17 protein-coding genes and 1 tRNA gene are annotated in these 17,430 nt (G+C 53.8%); 8 read left to right on the top strand and 10 right to left on the bottom strand.

The window, feature by feature from the left end; all coding sequences use genetic code 11:
* Positions 1-14 precede the first annotated feature (14 nt).
* Positions 15-299 carry a 50S ribosomal protein L25 gene (gene rplY, locus JTA15_RS10585; protein WP_014170941.1) on the top strand — a complete coding sequence of 95 codons (285 nt, stop codon included), beginning with the start codon at positions 15-17 and terminating at the stop codon, positions 297-299.
* 54 nt (positions 300-353) lie between these two features.
* Here rplY and yejK read toward each other — a convergent pair whose 3' ends face one another.
* Positions 354-1,361: a nucleoid-associated protein YejK gene (gene yejK / locus JTA15_RS10590; protein WP_014170942.1), complete on the bottom strand. Its 1,008-nt coding sequence runs from the start codon at positions 1,359-1,361 to the stop codon at positions 354-356.
* A 134-nt stretch (positions 1,362-1,495) separates the two neighbouring features.
* Here yejK and JTA15_RS10595 point away from each other — a divergent pair, with 134 nt between their 5' ends.
* The 5 genes from JTA15_RS10595 (at position 1,496) to JTA15_RS10615 (ending at position 4,529) form a co-directional block, all read left to right on the top strand.
* Positions 1,496-1,723 carry a YejL family protein gene (locus tag JTA15_RS10595; RefSeq protein WP_001135586.1) on the top strand — a complete coding sequence of 76 codons (228 nt, stop codon included), beginning with the start codon at positions 1,496-1,498 and terminating at the stop codon, positions 1,721-1,723.
* Between the two features lie 19 nt (positions 1,724-1,742).
* Positions 1,743-3,503, top strand: coding sequence for an LPS biosynthesis-modulating metalloenzyme YejM (gene yejM / locus JTA15_RS10600; RefSeq protein WP_032680580.1), 1,761 nt, complete (start codon positions 1,743-1,745; stop codon positions 3,501-3,503).
* Between the two features lie 72 nt (positions 3,504-3,575).
* Positions 3,576-3,652, top strand: a tRNA-Pro gene (locus JTA15_RS10605).
* Between the two features lie 186 nt (positions 3,653-3,838).
* Positions 3,839-4,078 carry a DinI family protein gene (locus JTA15_RS10610; RefSeq protein WP_014170944.1) on the top strand — a complete coding sequence of 80 codons (240 nt, stop codon included), beginning with the start codon at positions 3,839-3,841 and terminating at the stop codon, positions 4,076-4,078.
* Between the two features lie 124 nt (positions 4,079-4,202).
* Positions 4,203-4,529: an NIPSNAP family containing protein gene (locus JTA15_RS10615; protein ID WP_059306695.1), complete on the top strand. Its 327-nt coding sequence runs from the start codon at positions 4,203-4,205 to the stop codon at positions 4,527-4,529.
* Between the two features lie 306 nt (positions 4,530-4,835).
* On the opposite strand, the gene JTA15_RS21810 is transcribed toward JTA15_RS10615, so the two are convergent.
* The 4 genes from JTA15_RS21810 to JTA15_RS10635 all read right to left on the bottom strand — a co-directional run bounded on the left by JTA15_RS21810 (position 4,836) and on the right by JTA15_RS10635 (position 8,472).
* On the bottom strand, positions 4,836-5,186 hold the full coding sequence (locus JTA15_RS21810) for a hypothetical protein (protein ID WP_240485678.1): 351 nt from the start codon (positions 5,184-5,186) through the stop codon (positions 4,836-4,838).
* Between the two features lie 118 nt (positions 5,187-5,304).
* On the bottom strand, positions 5,305-6,264 hold the full coding sequence (locus JTA15_RS10625; protein WP_219373208.1) for a hypothetical protein: 960 nt from the start codon (positions 6,262-6,264) through the stop codon (positions 5,305-5,307).
* A 623-nt stretch (positions 6,265-6,887) separates the two neighbouring features.
* Positions 6,888-8,075 carry an MFS transporter gene (locus tag JTA15_RS10630; protein WP_219373209.1) on the bottom strand — a complete coding sequence of 396 codons (1,188 nt, stop codon included), beginning with the start codon at positions 8,073-8,075 and terminating at the stop codon, positions 6,888-6,890.
* Positions 8,076-8,211: 136 nt separating this feature from the next.
* Positions 8,212-8,472 carry a DUF2534 family protein gene (locus tag JTA15_RS10635; RefSeq protein ID WP_045908702.1) on the bottom strand — a complete coding sequence of 87 codons (261 nt, stop codon included), beginning with the start codon at positions 8,470-8,472 and terminating at the stop codon, positions 8,212-8,214.
* Between the two features lie 209 nt (positions 8,473-8,681).
* Between JTA15_RS10635 and eco the strand changes: the two genes are divergently transcribed.
* The gene (eco, locus tag JTA15_RS10640; protein ID WP_040018015.1) at positions 8,682-9,185 is read left to right on the top strand and encodes a serine protease inhibitor ecotin; all 504 of its coding nucleotides are present in this window, start codon (positions 8,682-8,684) and stop codon (positions 9,183-9,185) included.
* Positions 9,186-9,278: 93 nt separating this feature from the next.
* Here eco and mqo read toward each other — a convergent pair whose 3' ends face one another.
* Positions 9,279-10,931, bottom strand: a complete 1,653-nt coding sequence (mqo, locus tag JTA15_RS10645; protein ID WP_014170951.1) for a malate dehydrogenase (quinone) — start codon at positions 10,929-10,931, stop codon at positions 9,279-9,281.
* Between the two features lie 187 nt (positions 10,932-11,118).
* On the opposite strand from mqo, the gene JTA15_RS10650 reads away from it, so the two are divergent.
* On the top strand, positions 11,119-12,408 hold the full coding sequence (locus JTA15_RS10650) for a SulP family inorganic anion transporter (protein WP_219373210.1): 1,290 nt from the start codon (positions 11,119-11,121) through the stop codon (positions 12,406-12,408).
* On the opposite strand, the gene mgtE is transcribed toward JTA15_RS10650, so the two are convergent.
* The 4 genes from mgtE to ada form a co-directional block, all read right to left on the bottom strand.
* Positions 12,371-13,807 (bottom strand): magnesium transporter, encoded by a 1,437-nt coding sequence (gene mgtE, locus JTA15_RS10655; protein WP_020883169.1) that lies wholly within the window; start codon positions 13,805-13,807, stop codon positions 12,371-12,373. The two genes, JTA15_RS10650 and mgtE, sit on opposite strands and share 38 nt — an antisense overlap.
* Before the next feature lie 147 nt (positions 13,808-13,954).
* A complete protein-coding gene (locus tag JTA15_RS10660) occupies positions 13,955-15,598 on the bottom strand; it encodes a multidrug ABC transporter permease/ATP-binding protein (RefSeq protein ID WP_014170954.1) in 1,644 nt (547 codons plus the stop codon).
* Between the two features lie 75 nt (positions 15,599-15,673).
* Positions 15,674-16,324: a DNA oxidative demethylase AlkB gene (gene alkB, locus JTA15_RS10665; protein WP_020883168.1), complete on the bottom strand. Its 651-nt coding sequence runs from the start codon at positions 16,322-16,324 to the stop codon at positions 15,674-15,676.
* Positions 16,324-17,382, bottom strand: coding sequence for a bifunctional DNA-binding transcriptional regulator/O6-methylguanine-DNA methyltransferase Ada (gene ada, locus JTA15_RS10670; protein ID WP_219373250.1), 1,059 nt, complete (start codon positions 17,380-17,382; stop codon positions 16,324-16,326). Before ada ends, alkB begins: the two co-directional genes overlap by 1 nt.
* Positions 17,383-17,430: the final 48 nt, after the last annotated feature.

Consider the following 17,430-nt stretch of genomic DNA (forward strand, 5'->3'; position numbering starts at 1 on the left):
ACAGAGAGAAATCAATGTTTACTATCGAAGCAGAAGTACGTAACGTGCAGGGTAAGGGTGCGAGCCGCCGCCTGCGTAACGCTAACAAGTTCCCGGCTATCGTTTACGGTGGCGAAGCTGCTCCAGTTGCAATCGAACTGGATCACGACAAAGTGTGGAACCTGCAGAACAAACCTGAATTCTACAGCGAAGTTCTGACCATCGTTGTTGGCGGTAAAGAAGAAAAAGTGAAAGTTCAGGCTGTTCAGCGTCACGCGTTCAAGCCAAAAGTCACTCACATCGACTTCGTTCGCGCGTAATCGCAGACACGTCGAAAAAAAAGCCCCGCTTCTGCGGGGCTTTTTTTATGCCTGTTATTTCCCGCCTGAGGTGCGGCGCTGAAGCTGATCGCGCAGGTTCGGCGGCGTGCCTTTAATGGTCAGCGTATCGGTGGCCGGATCCCAGAAGATGCGTTCACCCAACAGCATGGCATCAAAGTTGATGGTCAACCCACCGCCGCTACCGGCAAATTTAGTGAGCTGTCGCAGCGTACTGCGATCCGCCGGGAAGCTCTCTTCGAGCTCATAGCCTTTATCAGCGGTAAATTCCTGGAAGCTGACTTCACTGACGCCCGCCAGCTCTTTTGACAGCGACTCCAGCTCAATCTCTTCTCCCGCCTGCAGCTGTTCGTTGCAGTAACTGTACACCTGCTGGCGCACGGTCTGACGCTCAGATTTATCGAGCTGCGCTTCGGCGGTAAAGTCGTCAACCGCCTGCAGCAGCCCTTTGTTCTGCGCTTTGGCGTTAAGACCTTCGCTGGCGCCGAGGAAGTCCATAAAGAAATCAGCCACTTTACGGCCGACGCGGCCTTTCAGGAAGGTCAGGTAGCGGGTCGATTCCGGGTTCGTTTCCCACTCGGTTAAATCGATACGCGCCACGATATCCGCATGGTTGATATCAAGATAATGGGTAGAGCTGATATCCAGCTGCTCATTCACGCGCATGCTGCTTAAATTGTTCAGCACGGTGACCAGCAGATACTCTACTGCCAGGTAACGATAGTGACAGAACAGGACGATACCGCCGTCTGCGAACGGGTATTTTGCCAGTTCGTCACGCAGACGTCCGGTGGCGGCGCGGCTAAACGCCAGGAAATCCTCTTCGCCCTGACGCTGCAGACGAAGACTATCAGCCAGTTCGCTCTCTTCGCTGAACAGACCATAGGCTTTATTTTTAGCACTGTAGACGCGGTGCAACTCCGCCATCATTTCCACAACGGTCGCCGTGGGTTCCAGTAACGAATCGCGAAGCACCACTTCAAGGGTTTGCTCATCACGCTTGATAAGCTGGTGCAAGGCAATCTGGTTGATTTCCAGACTCATGATAAACTCTCCTTTTAGACCGGGCGGTATTCAACCACCACCAGGTCATGTGTGCAACAACAGATAAAAAAGGGGAAAAAAAGCTGTCGCTACGGTAATATGTTGCCCTTTCATCAACAAACTGATTTTGATTTATGCCACAACATTCCCGCTACAGTGATGAACACGTTGAACAACTGCTCAGTGAGCTGGTCAACGTACTGGAAAAACATAAAACGCCGACCGATCTCTCCCTGATGGTTTTGGGAAATATGGTCACCAACCTTATCAATACCAGCGTTGCTCCGGCTCAGCGTCAGGCGATCGCCAAATCTTTCGCCCAGGCGTTACAGTCCTCCGTCAGCGACGACCAGGCCCATTAAGGGAAACGAACAACAGTTTATGGTGACGAATCGTCAGCGCTACCGTGAAAAAGTCTCCCAGATGGTCAGCTGGGGACACTGGTTTGCCCTGTTCAACATTCTGTTAGCGTCGGTCATTGGCTGTCGTTATCTGTTTGTCGCAGACTGGCCGACAACGCTAACCGGGCGTATTTACTCCTGGATGAGCGTTGTGGGTCACTTTAGCTTTTTGGTTTTCGCCACCTATCTGCTGATCCTGTTCCCCCTGACGTTTATCGTCATGTCGCAGCGGCTCATGCGTTTCTTATCCGCTATCCTCGCGACGGCGGGGATAACGCTGCTGCTTATCGACAGCGAAGTCTTTACCCGTTTTCACCTGCATCTCAACCCCATCGTCTGGGAACTGGTGATCAACCCGGATCAAAACGAAACGGCCCGTGACTGGCAGCTGATGTTTATCAGCGTTCCGGTGATCCTGCTTATTGAGATGCTGTTTGCCACCTGGAGCTGGCAAAAACTGCGCAGCCTGACCCGGCGCCGCCATTACGCGAAGCCCGTTGCGACGCTCTTTTTCGTCTCCTTTATTAGCTCGCACATCATGTATATCTGGGCGGATGCAAACTTCTATCGCCCTATTACCATGCAGCGCGCTAACCTGCCGCTCTCTTATCCGATGACGGCCCGCCGTTTCCTCGAAAAACACGGCCTGCTGGATGCGCAGGAGTATCAGCGCCGTCTGGTCGAACAGGGTAATCCGGAAGCGGTCAGCGTTCAGTATCCGCTGAGCGAACTACGCTATCGCGATATGGGCCGCGGGCAAAACGTCCTGTTAATCACCGTCGATGGCCTGAATTATTCACGTTACGAGAAGCAGATGCCTGCTCTGGCTGATTTCGCCAGTAAGAACGTGACGTTTACACAGCATATGAGTTCCGGTAACTCGACCGACGCGGGTATCTTTGGTCTGTTCTACGGCATTTCAGCCGGATACATGGACGGCGTGCTGTCCGCACGTATTCCTGCGGCACTGATCACCGGACTTAATCAGCAGGGTTATCAGTTAGGGCTATTCTCTTCGGATGGCTTTAACAGCGCGCTCTATCGCCAGGCGCTGCTGTCAGACTTCTCACTGCCGGCGGCACAGAGCCAGACAGATGAACAGACCGCCAGTCAGTGGATAAGCTGGCTGCAACGCTACGCCCAGGAAGATAACCGCTGGTTCTCGTGGGTTGCCTTAAACGGCACCAACCTTGAGGACACGAATCAGAAAGGCTTTGCGCGCCGCTACAGCCGCGCTGCCGGTGATGTTGATGCACAGATTGGCCGCGTGCTCGACGCGTTGCGCGAGTCTGGCAAGCTGGATAACACCGTCGTGATCGTCACGGCCGGTCATGGTATCCCGTTGGGTGACGAAACGAAGAGCATGGAGTGGTCGCGTCCAAATCTGCATGTTCCGCTGGTGATCCACTGGCCGGGAACGCCGGCGCAGCGCATCAATATGCTGACTGAACATAAAGATGTGATGACGACCCTGATGCAACGTCTGCTGCACGTCAGCACGCCAGCAAACGAGTATTCACAGGGGCAGGATCTCTTCAGTGCCACCCGCCGCCATAACTGGGTGACGGCTGCCGGAGAGAGCACGCTGGTGGTGACTACGCCAGCGCTGACGCTGGTGCTGAACAACAATGGGAAGTATCAGACGTATAATCTGCAGGGTGAGCGGTTGAAAGACCAAAAACCGCAGCTGAGCCTGCTGCTGCAGGTTCTGACGGATGAGAAGCGCTTTATCGCTAACTGATTAATTATAAACCAGTTAGCAACAGATTCCCTTGCATTCAAAACGGAATCGAGTAGTATTCTTTTTATGCGTCGGCACGTAGCGCAGCCTGGTAGCGCACCGTCATGGGGTGTCGGGGGTCGGAGGTTCAAATCCTCTCGTGCCGACCAAAAATACTCTTTAAAACCAGCCAGCTATGGCTGGTTTTTTTATTGCTTAATTTCTGATGGGAATCATTACCTGTAGTTTCAGCACCAACGGTCAACAACCCCCCCTTAAAACACTCCGCCACGCTTGACGCTGTATATTTTTACAGTAAAAATACCTCCCCCACTTGAAGTTATTACGGAGGTTTTATGTTTGTTGAATTGGTTTACGATAAGCGAAATGTTCAGGGCCTGGATGGAGCCAGAGAAATTATATTGGCCGAGCTTACGAAGCGAGTGCATAACATCTTCCCTGATGCTGAAGTGAAGGTTAAGCCTATGCAGGCTAACGGACTCAATAGCGATGCCAGCAAAAGCGATCGTGAAAAGTTGAACCGCATGCTGGAGGATATGTTTGAAGAGTCTGATATGTGGCTTACAAATGAATGAATTTCGTTGAAGCCCTCATATCGAATGTACTGGCGCGGACTTTAGCTGATAATTTTCCTTTGTGTAACACAATAACATTGGACAATCGACTTAGTGCGATACACCAACGTCTGGAGCAGTGATGATGAAAACAGTCGAGATACTGCAATACAATTTACACAAAGGCACCGGAGCATTTTTTCATAACGTCATGGCAGAAATTAGCGTTCCCCTACATCAACGCCACGGCATCGATGTGGTGTCGTTTGGTAACTCTCTGCACGATCTTGATTGCTACTATCTCATTCGAGCCTTTGAAAGTATTGAAAATATGAATACAGTGCTTAATTCTTTCTACGCGAGCGCAGACTGGCGCTGCGGGCCTCGTGCGTCCATCATTGACTGCATCGAAACAAGCATTAAGACAGTAATTGATCTGCCACGAGTAAGTGTGGATGGGCTACGAGTGTAAGTCCAAATCTGTTACGTCCCGATTGAGCGTTTACTGCCATATTAGGTTTGGTTCGGTGTATTGAGACAGCCAAAACGAGTCTGAGCTGATACATATCTAACCCTACCCTGCTCCCCATTGATTAACACACCGCGATGTTTGTAATGTCTTCATAAGCCACATGAGGACATCCCCAAGAAGCGTTTTTCCGACCAACATAATCTTGAAAACCAACCCTTCCGGGTTGTTTTTGTATTTCTGCAAAGGTAATTTCGTGTCATGTAACTCACTGGAAAAAAAGGGGCCCGTTTAGGCCCCCCTGATGCGTTACTGTTTCACTTTGGCCTTTTCCTCATTGATGACGTTTAGCGCTGCTGCGGTGCAATCACCCTGAGCGATCCTGAGCGTGCCCGCCTGTTGGCGTTGCTCCAACAATGCGGAAAGCGTGTTGTAAACTTTCGTTTCGTGGTGGGCCTGTGCATAGCCCAACGCCTCGCAGATTTGAAAATCTGACATTGCCGCAACACGTTTACCATTTCCCCCCATGAAAGGCCGGGTGCTTAATGCATCCGTTTCGGGTTGGGAAGCAATGCTACATGCTGTTGTAGTCACCGCTGCCAGAATGATTAATATCCACTGATCCTTTTTCATCAGTAACGCTTTTTTTAAGGGTTTCACTTAAAATACTTCCCAAATTCGACATGTTGTCGCCTGATTTCTTTCAGGTTTGCCACTATTCCAGCCATACACCAGCCACTGACAACCCCCAAAAACCACCCCATCAAGAGATTTACTATCACCAGTGACCCACGTTTCTGGAGCCAGACTGAGCGCTACCACCACCAATATGATTGCCACCGCCTAAGCCGTGGGCGCTGTTGCTGTTGGCTGCATTGTTGCTGCCGTTCCCCGTTCCATGCTCATGTCGTGAGTTATTACGGCTATGATCGCTTCCCTGACGCTGAGAGACGATCAACGCGTCTACATGCGGAACTGCGATTTGCACATTCGGATCGACTTTGGCGATCTCCCCTGCGGTGGTGGTAGTGGTGACACCATTAATCGTGATATTCACAGGCGTCCCCGGCTTCATACTGGACACAGCAACGTTAATCGAGCCCGTGTCTTTTGTTATGGCAACACTTGTAACGTTATCAGGTGCTTTCGTGGTGGCTGGAGTATGAGTAAGCGAGGGCGCAGTAACCGCCGTGCCAGCGGGTAAGGCTGGACCTGTTGTCGCTTGCTGCATAGACACGACTGCGGCGCGGTAAGTTGTGCCTGTGATTTGTGGCGCAGCCACTGCAGACGTTTTGGTGGCGTCAGGGGGGTTAACGGCAGTTCCTGCAGGTAAGGCTGGCCCTGTTGTGACTTGCTGCATTGAAATCACAGCGTTCCGGTAAGTCGTGCCCGTAATGTGTGGCGTTTTCTGCTGCAGGGGTTGCGGCGTTCTTTGTGTTACAGGTCGCGGCGCATCGGGAGCCGTTTCAGTTGCCTGTACTGCATTAATACGATCGCCTGCAGTGCGTAAGCTGTTTTCGATGTCCCCTAAACGGGCCATATTTTCAGGTGAACGGTCGGCATTGTAAGCCTTTAATGCAGCCTGCTTATCCTCCATGGCCTGATTGGCTTCATTGCGAATCGACTGAATAGCAGTGGCTTTTTCATCCATGGTCATGAAATTAGAAGCGAAGGCGTTCACACTTCCGCATGAAAGCGCAATTATTACGGATAAAGAAATGATAGAATGGCGGTTCATTACAATAATTACCTTTAATTTATGTTAAGGGAAAACAGAAACAACAATTAACTACCCCGGCACATGTCGGGGACTTTTTTCAACAAACGAAACAAGCACTTCAAACCGCGCATAATAACGACTGTAAACGATTACACATTTGATATTTATCAATATCCCTAATTCAAATCGTAGAAATAACAATCAACTCAGCCACTACATTTCCCTGTTAATTCGCTTCAAAACATCTCTATTGTTATCGCAACCAATCATTTTTTTAGTCAATAACACTCAGACGGTGAATTTTTCCGGTTCATTATCCTGCATAAAAAAGTGAAATAATGTTTCAGTGCGCGTGCATTGACGTAACGAAAGCATCCCTCACTCTGGATAAAGCGCCCTGTCCCTGCATAGCTGATACGGCCCCAAGCCAGACACCGTCAGCAATACAGAGAGGGATACATGCCCGGATTTCACGCGATAAGAGGTGTGATAATTGAACAACGAGGCGGTATAGCGTGGAGGCTAATTACAGAGGCAGGAATTTATTGGAATTGATGACAGGGCTGGTTGAATCAACATGAATGCTGTCCAGCCCTGATTCGTACGACTAAAAAAAGACAAGCATTTTAATAACCGTATTCTTACCGCACTTCGGCAGGCGTTTTACGCAGATAAAGCAGCGTCAGCAAACAAATCACCGCGCCGGCATAAAAGGTATATTCTGCGCCCCACAGTTCCCAGATAGCGCCGGCACCCACGCTGGCCATCAGTAACCCGACCCCGCTGACCAGACTAAAAAGACCAAACGCCGTACCGCGCAAATCCGCAGGCGCTGTTTTGGCCACCATCGCGGCCAGCAGCCCCTGAGTCATCCCCATATGCATGCCCCAGAGCGCAACGCCGACAATAATACCGATCCAGTGGGTACTCAGGGCCAGAACGATATCAGCGGCAATCAATACGACTAGTCCCCACTGCAGAAGCCGGGTATGGCTCATAACATCAGAGAGTTTGCCAAACGGATAGGCCGAGAAAGAATAGATCACGTTCATCACCACCATCACCAGCGGGATTAAGGCCAGGGGAACGCCAGACTGTTGCGCACGGAGGACAAGAAAAGCCTCGCTAAAACGTGCCAGTGTGAATACCGCCCCCAGGCCAATGACCCACCAGCACGATTTTCCCAGCCGCGTTAAATTCTCTCTTTTGATGGGATTAGTGCGTTTATGTTCGACAGGGGTTTTCGGCTCCTTCAGGCCGAAATACAGCAGCGCAACCGAAAGAAAGCCGGGGATCAGGGCTATCCAGAAAACCGCGCGAAAATCATTGTGTAGCAGCAGCATTAACCCCACGGCCAGTAGTGGCCCCAGAAATGCGCCGGTGGTATCCATAGACTGACGCAGGCCATATGCCGCCCCGCGCAGTTCCGGCGGGGTGATATCTGCGACCAGTGCATCCCGTGGAGCACCGCGGATCCCCTTCCCCGCACGATCCATCAGGCGCGCGCCTAAAACCATCCCCGAAGAGGATGCGAGGGCGAAAAAGGGTTTGCTCAGCGCACCGAGGCCATACCCGAGTAGCGCCAGCCCTTTACGCTTGCCAAGATAGTCGCTAATCGCCCCCGAAAAGACTTTGATAAAGAGAGCGGTAGCCTCCGCGAGCCCTTCAATCAGGCCGATAACCAACACGCTCGTTCCAAGCGTAGTCACCATAAACAGTGGAAGCAGGCTGTGGATACTCTCTGACGAGATGTCCATCAACATACTGACGCCACCCACTACCCAGACCCCACGAGGGATCCGGCTGAGTACCGTAAATCTGGAAAGCATCTGTAACTCCTGCTCTGAAAACAGTGGCCTGACTGCTTACAGAATAGGATACGACGGATTAAAAAACCTGAGGAAGAACAACGAGCCAATAAAAAAGCCAGCGCTCAGGCTGGCTTTTTTATCGCTGGAAAGGCGTTTAGTGTTTATCACGCTCACCCAGGAAGAAAATACCCAGCGGAATGGCAAGCAGCACGGTGAACACCAGGCTATAAACAAAGATCATCGCTGATTGCAGGACATACATGCTGGTCGTCCAGGCAGAGAGAGGAATGTTGTACTGTTCAATAACGCCAACAATGGTTGCCCGCCCAACGCACGCGGCAGCAATCATAAACACAACCAGTAGCGCCAACAGGAACTTGCGGCCTTCAGGTGTTTTCAGTTTTGCACGTACCATCTCTCTCTTCCCTTCACAGATGAATAACATTATGTGGCGCTTAAAATAACACGATCTGCCGCCAGACTCCAATGCAGTACAAACAACCATTCATTGCGCATGAATAGAGTTTTATACGCTGCAAATATTGAAAATGTAAGTAAATTACACTAACCATTCACGAACATTATGTTAACCTGTGCCTGATAGTTTGACATAAAGGAATGACTGTGAAAAAAGCACCTCAATTTGCCATTGCCCTGATTGCCGCCGCATGCGTTAGCACCAGCGCTTTCGCCAGCGACACCCCTAAAGCGCAGCCTCTGGAAAAAGTAGCGCCTTATCCGCAAGCGGAAAAAGGGATGAAGCGTCAGGTCATTCAGTTACCCGCTCAGCAGGATGAAGCGAATTTCAAAGTGGAACTGTTAATTGGCCAGACGCTGGAAGTGGACTGCAACCAGCACCGTCTGGGCGGTCAGCTGGAAAGCAAAACCCTGGAAGGTTGGGGCTACGACTATTACGTCTTTGATAAAGTGACCTCTCCGGTTTCGACCATGATGGCCTGCCCGGATGGCAAGAAAGAGAAGAAATTTGTTACCGCGTATCTGGGTGACAACAGTCTGCTGCGCTATAACAGCAAGCTGCCAATCGTCGTTTATACGCCTGCAAACGTGGAAGTGAAATATCGCGTGTGGAAGGCGGAAGAAGAGACGGGCACCGCAGAAGTCCGTTAAGGATAAGCTGGGTGGCGACTTCGCCTGACCCGGCCATGATACTGTGCGGTTTAATAAGCCGGGTAAGCGCTAACGCTACCCGGCTTTTTCACATCAGAGTGCGATATCCGCGACCGGTTTGTTTTCCGCCTGAGGCTTCAGCTCTGCCTTTGGTGCTGCGTCAGCAGCAGCTTGCGGCTTCACATATTGCAGCTGCAGAACGCGGCTGGTGTATTCCAGTTCCTGTTCCGTCGCGTCAACGTTACCGTTCAGCTTAGTGCCGTAAGAAGGAATAATGGTTTTCAGTTTTGCCTGCCATTCCGGGCTGGCAACTTTGTCTTTAAATACTTTTTCCATCAGATGCAGCATGATTGGCGCAGCGGTAGAAGCCCCCGGTGACGCACCCAGCAGCGCAGCAACAGTGCCTTCTTTGTCACTGACCACTTCGGTACCCAGACGCAGTACACCGCCCTCTTTCGGATCGCGTTTGATGATCTGTACACGCTGACCCGCCTGCCACAAACGCCAGTCTTCTTTCTTCGCCTGCGGATAGTACTCTTTCAGCGCGTCAAAGCGTTCATCGTCAGAGAGCATCACCTGGCTAATCAGGTATTTCACCAGATCGAAGTTATCCAGACCGACGTCCATCATGGGCTTAACGTTAGAGGTGGTGGTCGCACTCAGCAGGTCCCAGAGGGAACCGTTTTTCAGGAACTTCGTGGAGAAGGTCGCGAATGGCCCGAATAGCACCACACGTTTACCGTCAAGCACGCGGGTGTCGATGTGCGGAACGGACATGGGTGGCGCACCAACGGAAGCCTGACCGTAGACTTTTGCCAGGTGACGATTCACCACTTCCGGGTTTTCAGACACCAGGAACTGACCGCCCACCGGGAAGCCTGCGTAATCGTCAGCTTCCGGAATACCGGTTTCCTGCAGCAGTTTCAGCGCCGCGCCGCCCGCACCAATAAAGACAAACTTCGCCTTGATGACGTGCTCTTCTTCATTGTGTTTCAGATCGGCAACGGTCACGCTCCAGCTGTTATCCGCATTGCGCTTAAAGCCACGCACTTCGGTGCTGAGCTGCAGATTAAAGTTCTCTTTTTTCTGCAGGGAACCTACCAGCTGGCGGGTAATTTCGCCGTAGTTCACGTCAGTACCAATTTCAGTACGGGTCGCGGCGACTTTCTGGTTCGGGTCACGACCTTCCATGACCAGCGGAGCCCACTCTTTAATCTGCGCGTGATCTTCGGAGTATTTCATGCCGCGGAACAGCGTGCTCTGCTGCAGAGCCGCATAGCGCGCACGCAGGAAGTTAACGTTCTGCTCGCCCCACACAAAGCTCATGTGCGGCACGGTATTGATGAAGGAGTGCGGATCGTGCATTACGCCGCTGTTCACCTGGTGAGACCAGAACTGGCGAGAAATCTGGAATGCTTCGTTGATCTCAACCGCCTTCTCGATACTAATGGAACCGTCCTTTTTCTGCGGTGTGTAGTTCAGTTCCATGAGTGCCGAATGGCCCGTACCGGCGTTGTTCCAGCCGTTCGAGCTCTCCTGCGCCACGCCATCGAGGCGCTCGACCATGGTCATAGACCAGTCCGGCTGCAGTTCTTGCAGATAGGTTCCCAGCGTGGCGCTCATAATACCGCCACCAATTAAAAGGACGTCCGTTTCCTGCTCTTTTGGCGTGTCAGCTTTTGCCGCCATTGAGACGGTATTCAGCCCCACGGCCAGAGACAAGAGCATGGCAGTCATTTTTTTCATAATTTATGCCTTAGTGTAAAAGTGCGTGATGCGTGGAAATTGCAGGTGAAAAAAGCTGCGCGGGAACGGTAACAACTTTTAAATGGTGTTTAAAGGTTAAGAAATTATTGTAATTGTGAAATTTAATGATGGATTGTTTGTGAGGGATTACCTATGCGGCTGGCAAAAGGCGGCTTTTCTGGCTAGTATGTTGCGTTTTGTGATCGCGCGCACGGAAGCCTGCCCTAACCTGCGAAGTGTTATGTCATTACCCGATTCTTCTTTACCCCATGAAGGCCATGTCGCCTCGGTATTACGCTCTCCCCGGCTGCTGATGCGTGAAACGCTGGCGGGCGTGATTACTGCCCTGGCGCTTATTCCTGAAGTGATTTCGTTTTCTGTCGTGGCAGGGGTTGATCCTAAAGTCAGCCTGATTGCTTCCGTGGTGCTGTGTCTTGCCCTGTCCGTGCTCGGCGGCCGCCCGGCAATGGTCACGGCGGCAGCGGGTTCCGTGGCGCTGGTGATTGGCCCGATGGTGCATCAGCATGGCGTGCAGTACATTTTGCCGGCCGTTCTGCTGGCCGGGGCGATCCAGATCCTCTTCGGCGTGCTCGGTATGGCGCGACTGATGCGCTTTATTCCGCAGTCGGTGATGACCGGGTTTGTTAACGCGCTCGGTATTTTGATTTTCTTCGCCCAGGTTCCCCATTTCTGGAGCCGAAGCCCGCTGATTGTGGGCCTGTTTGTGCTGACGCTGCTGATCGTCCTCTGGGTGCCCCGCTATATCAAAAGTATCCCCGCGCCGCTTATTGCCATTGTGGTGTTAACCCTGTTTACCGTGACCACCGGGCAAATCCTGCCGACCGTGGGTGACGAAGGCACTATGAGCGGTGGCCTGCCCGGGCTGACGCAGCTGATTGTCCCGCTGAACACCGATACGCTGAGCATTATCTGGCCATGCGCATTAAGCATTGCGTTTGTGGGTCTGCTGGAGTCGCTGCTGACGGCAAAACTGGTGGATGAGCTGACGGCAACCCCGTCCGGCAAGCGCCGCGAAAGCATTGGTCTGGGCATCGGTAACATTCTGGCCGGCTGGTATGGCGGTATCGCAGGCTGCGCCATGATTGGTCAAACCATCGTCAACGTGGAGATGGGCAAAGGCCGCAGCCGCATTTCCACTGTTGCGGCCGGTCTGGTGCTTCTGGTGCTGGTGACGGCGCTGAGTGAAGTGATGGCCCGCATCCCGATGGCCGTGCTGGCCGGGATTATGGCGATTGTCGCCGTCAAAACCTTCAGCTGGCATAGCCTGCAGCCCGCGACGGTGAAAAATGCCCCCATTGCGGAAACGGTCGTGATGCTGGTGACCGTTGCAGCCACGGTTTCAACCGGCAACCTGGCCATTGGCGTGCTGGGCGGGATTATCGTGATGGCACTCCTTCCCGCCCGAATTAAGCGTCGGGTTAAAGAAGAAAAAGCGTTGCCAGCCCAAGAAAAATAAAGAAACCGCCCGTATCGGTGATGGCAGTGATCATCACGCTCGACCCCACTGCGGGGTCGCGCCCGAGTTTTGTCATCGTCAACGGGATGATGACACCCATCATCGACGCAACCAGCAGGTTCAGCACCATCGCCAGCATCATCACGCCGCCTAATGCCATATCGTCGTACAGCCACCAGGTAATGCCGCCCATAATTCCGCCCCACACCAGGCCATTAATCAGCGCCACGCCCATCTCTCTGAAGATCAGGAAGGCAAAGTTACCCGGCTGAATGTTCTCCAGCGCCAGCGCGCGAACAATCATGGTGATGGTCTGGTTGCCGGTGTTGCCGCCTATCCCGGCCACAATCGGCATCAGCGAGGCTAACGCGACCAGCTGCGAAATGGTATGTTCGAAGCCATCAATCACGCGGGAGGCGATAAACGCGGTACAGAGGTTAATGGCAAGCCAGGCCCAGCGGGTTTTGACCGCCTTGCCCACGGAGGCATGGACGTCATCTTCGGCGCTGATCCCACCAAGCGCACGCAGATCGTTATCGGTCTCTTCGTAGACCACGTCAACGATCTCATCGATTGTCAGACGTCCCATCAGCTTGCCGACCGAGTCCACCACCGCCGCACTCACGAGGTCGTCACGTTCGAAGGTACGCGCGGCTTTTTCCGCGTCATCCTCCGGCGAGAAGACCATCGGCTCGTTTTCCATGACCTCGCTCACCCGCCGCTGAGTGCTGTTGAGCAGGATCGTTTTCAGCTCCAGCTCACCGAGCAGGGTTTTATCCCGCGAGGTCACGAACAGTTTATCGGTGTTGTCGGGCATACTCCCCAGGCGGCGTAAATAACGCTGCACCGTGCCGAGCGTGACGTCCGGGCGCACCGTGATGACGCCAAACTCCATAATTGCGCCAACGCTGTGTTTATCGTAGTGCATCACCTGGCGCACGCGCGCCCGCTCATCGGCAGGCAGCGAGGCCAGCAGTCGGCCGGTCAGGTTACGCGGCAGGTGTTGAACAAGGTAAATCTGTTCGTCGATATCCAGCGTTTGCAGGGCATCAAGAATATCCCGGTCGCTCATCTCATCGATAAGGTCATCCCAGACGTTTTCCGACGCCTCCAGCAGCACCTGCCCGCGCTCGTGATCCTGCACCAGACGCCACAGGGCGTGACGCTCTTCCGAGGGAAGTGCTTCGAGGGTATCCGCCAGGTCGGGCGGGGGCAAATGGGCAACCAGTGCCCCTACCTCAGCAATATCGTCGGCTAAAGTGCCGACATCATATTGCTCAGCCAGGGTCAGTTTGCCCAGTAACGCAGACGTGACCGCTTTATCGGTCGTGAGAAGCCAGATGAGACGCGCACGTTCCTGGTCACGCTGCCGGGCGCTGTTTTTCTTTAATACCGACATCAATCATAAATCCATGAAATGAGATGGCATTAAGCATAGCGCGGGGATATGTAAATAAGAATAAACAACGGGACGGGATGCATAAAAAAGCGGCACATCGGCCGCGATTTTATCCCCTCTCCCGGTTGGAGAGGGGCAGACGAGACATCAGGCCGTGCGCGCTACCGCATCACGAGACGCCGCATCGCGCTCCTCGCCGGTCAACTCGCTGAGCTTGCCGTCGCGCATCTCCAGCAGACGGTCGGCATGAATGAAGTAGTGATCGTCATGGCTGATGGCGAAAATAGTTTTGCCCATCGCCTTCATCAGCGGCAGTAACACCTGATAAAACTCGCGGCGGAAATGCGGGTCCTGGTCTGCCGCCCATTCATCAAGCAGGATGATGTCACGCTCTTCAGCCAGTGCCAGCAGCAGCGCCACGCGCTTTTTCTGCCCCTTCGAGAGTTTCAGGTTCAGGATTTTACCGTCCTGAAGCTCAAGCTTATGGGACATCTGCAGTTGCCCAAGCCATTTCTCCACCAGCGCAGGGTTAGCCTGCTGCCCTTCCGGCCCCAGCAGGTGATCAAAGAGCCAGACATCGGTGAAAACCGCCGAGAAGAGCTTGCGATAATCCTCAGGTTTCTCCGCGCTCAGCGCTTTACCATCCAGCAAAATCTCGCCCGATTGCGGCTGATATAAACCGGTGAGCAGCATCGCCAGCGTGGATTTCCCGCTACCGTTACCGCCAATCAGGAACAGCAGTTCGCCGCGATGAATCGTCAGGTTTACCGGTCCGACGGAAAAAGCGTTGTCCTGATAGCGGAACATGACGTTACGCAGCTCCAGCGTTTGCCAGTTCGGGAAGGCCTGCGGGCGTGGGAATTCGGCTTTAAACGGTGCGAGATCGAATTTATTGAGCTTGTTAAACGCCACCTGAGCGCTCAGCAACGTTGGCAATGCGCCCACGGCGGAGAGGAGCGGTGTACGCAAAAACAGCAGCGTCAGTGAATAGGTCGCCGCGACGTTGGTATCCGCCCATCCCAGACTGTTCGCCATCCAGAAGACCAGGCCAATGGCGCCCAACATCATAATGTTCGACCAGTTCACCGCGCTCAGGTGGAAGGTATCGGCGCGAATGATGTGATGCCGGTATTCGCGGGCATCGGGAATATAGAGATGGTTAAAGATATGCTCGGCACGCTCGCGATTCAGGGTCAGCTCTTTACGCCCTTCCAGCACGGTCTGGTAATCGTTATAGAGCTTATCCTCGGTTTCACGCAGCACCGCCATGTGTTTATAGACGCGCGACACCAGCAGAAAACCGCCCCAGATGGTGATAACAATCCACAGCGCAGTGACAGCCAGCATTTTTGTGGAGAGCCAGGCGAGATACGCCGCCGAACCAAAGGTCAAAATAATGCCCTGCACCAGCTCCGGCAGACGAACGAAGGCAATGGTAATGGCGCGCACGTCGCTGGTCAGCCCTGCCAGCAGGGAGGCACTTCCAAGCTGCTCAACGCGTTCTACCTGCGTGTCCAGAATACGCTTGATAAATTCACTGCGCAGACGGAAAACGAAATGGTGTCCCAGCGCCGTCAGCGCCAGCTGCGAGCCGAGCGTCACCGCCATCAACAGCAGTAGCAGGCCAAGAAACTCCGGCAGGACGGCGAGTGAGGTATCGACCATTTCAATCAAGCGCACGTTAATAAACGCGATCAGGCCGATACCTAACGCGGCGCTGGCGAGGCTTAACGCCATGACGGCAATGAAGGGCCAGCGATACTGACGCCAGACGAGGAGAAGTAGTTGCATGCAGGCAATCCGGGCAATAAAAATCAGCCAGCAGTTTAAACTGCCGGACGGTTACATCAAGAATAATTCTTATTTTTATTGGCCACGGGATGCCTGCCGGAACGTCAGGTTAAGGCGGAACTCGCCGGTCTGAGGATGTACTCCCGGTTTGAGGGGCTGAATGCCGTGATAAAAAAGCCGCGATTCCCTGCCCCAAACCACCACATCACCGTGCTCCAGCATGAGCCGTTTCAGCGGATCGTTACGGCGTAATCCGCCAAACTGGAAGACCGCGGGCAGGCCTAAGGATACCGAGACGATCGGCGCGCGCAGATCGGGTTCATCCTTGTCCTGATGCAGCGAGAGCTTTGCCCCCACGGCGTAGCGGTTAATCAGACAGGCATCCGGGCGAAAGTCGGCATAGCCCGCTTCAACGGCGGCGTCATGGCAGAGCGCCCGAAAAACGTCAGGCATCGGCGGCCATGGCTGGCCGGTTACAGGATCGCCCGGGGCATATACATAGCCCTGCGCGTTTGTCGCCCAGCCCAGTTCCCCGCAGTTCGTCATCGCCACCGACATGGTGTACCCCCCGGGTGTCACCATGTGTCGAAACGGCGAGACCGCCGCCACCTCATCGATGCCGGCAAGCAGCGCCGCCGCGCGGGAAAGCGCAAAGCGGCGCAGGATCACCGCGCCGGGCGCAAGGGGCTCCTGCCAGGGTTCCGCATCCGCAAAAAGATCGAGCATTATCCCTCCGGGTTCTTTGCCTCACGTTTCAGTAACAACGCCTTTCGTTCTGTCCCCCAGCGGTAGCCCGAAAGCGCACCGTCGTGACGAACAACACGGTGACAGGGGATGATAACGGCCAGTTTATTTGCGGCACAGGCTCCCGCCACCGCACGCACAGCGCCTGGGCTACCGATCGTCTGCGCCACCTGGCGATAACTTGCCGTTTCACCGCGGGGAATGTCACGAAGCGCCTGCCACACACGCTGCTGGAAAGCGGTGCCCCGAATATCCAGCGGAAGTGCCAGCGGCACGGTATGGTCATCGATAGCGCTAATCACCCGCTCAATACGCCGGGCGAATTCTCCTTCCAGCGTTTCTCGCTCTGCTTTGGGAAACAGCGTCAAAAGCTCCTCGGTTAATGTCGCATCGTCGTCACCCAGCAGAATCGCGCAGATCCCGCGCTCGCTTTCACCCACCAGGCAACGGCCTAACGAACACTCACCAATCGCATAACGCACGGCCACATCCCCTTTGCGGTACTGCTTCGCCGTCATGCCCAGCGCAGCATTGGCTTGACGATAATAGCTGCTGCTGTCAGGAAACCCGGCGGCCAGCACGGCATCGGTAATTTTGTCCCCCTGCGCAAGCGCGGTACGCAGGCGTTGTACCCGCGCCGCCTGTTGCCAGGCTTTAGGCGTCATACCGGTAACGGACTTAAACAAGCGGTGGAAGTGGAAAGGACTCATGGCGACCTGCTGCGCCAGCATTTCCAGCGTTAACGCGGGATCGCGCTCCAGCAGACGGCAGGCATGTTCAACTTTTGCCAGCGTCTGTTCCTGCGGATCGCGTTTGTCCGGCTGACAGCGTTTACACGGGCGAAACCCTGCCTGAAGGGCATGATCTACATCGGGATAGAAGCGGACATTTTTACGTAACGCGTGGCGGGCACGGCAGGACGGACGACAGACGATCCCCGTCGTTTGCACGGCAAAGACAAACTGATCGTCAGCACGCGGATCGCGAGCCAGCACGGCCAGCCAGCGATCGTCATCGGTAGTAAAGGTCGGTTTTTTCATCATCAGCTCCTCTTACAAGCATACATACAGCGTGCCCGAGTGCCACTG

The organism is Enterobacter sp. BIDMC 29, from assembly GCF_019378755.1.
GTDB classification, from domain to species: Bacteria; Pseudomonadota; Gammaproteobacteria; order Enterobacterales; family Enterobacteriaceae; genus Enterobacter; species Enterobacter ludwigii.

Excerpts from the sequence above, each read along its gene's own strand:
- rplY (WP_014170941.1), top strand. The coding sequence starts at position 15 with ATGTTTACTATCGAAGCAGAAGTACGTAACGTGCAGGGTAAGGGTGCG.
- yejK (WP_014170942.1), bottom strand. The coding sequence starts at position 1,361 with ATGAGTCTGGAAATCAACCAGATTGCCTTGCACCAGCTTATCAAGCGT.
- JTA15_RS10595 (WP_001135586.1), top strand. The coding sequence starts at position 1,496 with ATGCCACAACATTCCCGCTACAGTGATGAACACGTTGAACAACTGCTC.
- yejM (WP_032680580.1), top strand. The coding sequence starts at position 1,743 with ATGGTGACGAATCGTCAGCGCTACCGTGAAAAAGTCTCCCAGATGGTC.
- JTA15_RS10610 (WP_014170944.1), top strand. The coding sequence starts at position 3,839 with ATGTTTGTTGAATTGGTTTACGATAAGCGAAATGTTCAGGGCCTGGAT.
- JTA15_RS10615 (WP_059306695.1), top strand. The coding sequence starts at position 4,203 with ATGAAAACAGTCGAGATACTGCAATACAATTTACACAAAGGCACCGGA.
- JTA15_RS10625 (WP_219373208.1), bottom strand. The coding sequence starts at position 6,264 with ATGAACCGCCATTCTATCATTTCTTTATCCGTAATAATTGCGCTTTCA.
- JTA15_RS10630 (WP_219373209.1), bottom strand. The coding sequence starts at position 8,075 with ATGCTTTCCAGATTTACGGTACTCAGCCGGATCCCTCGTGGGGTCTGG.
- JTA15_RS10635 (WP_045908702.1), bottom strand. The coding sequence starts at position 8,472 with ATGGTACGTGCAAAACTGAAAACACCTGAAGGCCGCAAGTTCCTGTTG.
- mqo (WP_014170951.1), bottom strand. The coding sequence starts at position 10,931 with ATGAAAAAAATGACTGCCATGCTCTTGTCTCTGGCCGTGGGGCTGAAT.
- JTA15_RS10650 (WP_219373210.1), top strand. The coding sequence starts at position 11,119 with ATGTTGCGTTTTGTGATCGCGCGCACGGAAGCCTGCCCTAACCTGCGA.
- mgtE (WP_020883169.1), bottom strand. The coding sequence starts at position 13,807 with ATGTCGGTATTAAAGAAAAACAGCGCCCGGCAGCGTGACCAGGAACGT.
- JTA15_RS10660 (WP_014170954.1), bottom strand. The coding sequence starts at position 15,598 with ATGCAACTACTTCTCCTCGTCTGGCGTCAGTATCGCTGGCCCTTCATT.
- alkB (WP_020883168.1), bottom strand. The coding sequence starts at position 16,324 with ATGCTCGATCTTTTTGCGGATGCGGAACCCTGGCAGGAGCCCCTTGCG.
- ada (WP_219373250.1), bottom strand. The coding sequence starts at position 17,382 with ATGAAAAAACCGACCTTTACTACCGATGACGATCGCTGGCTGGCCGTG.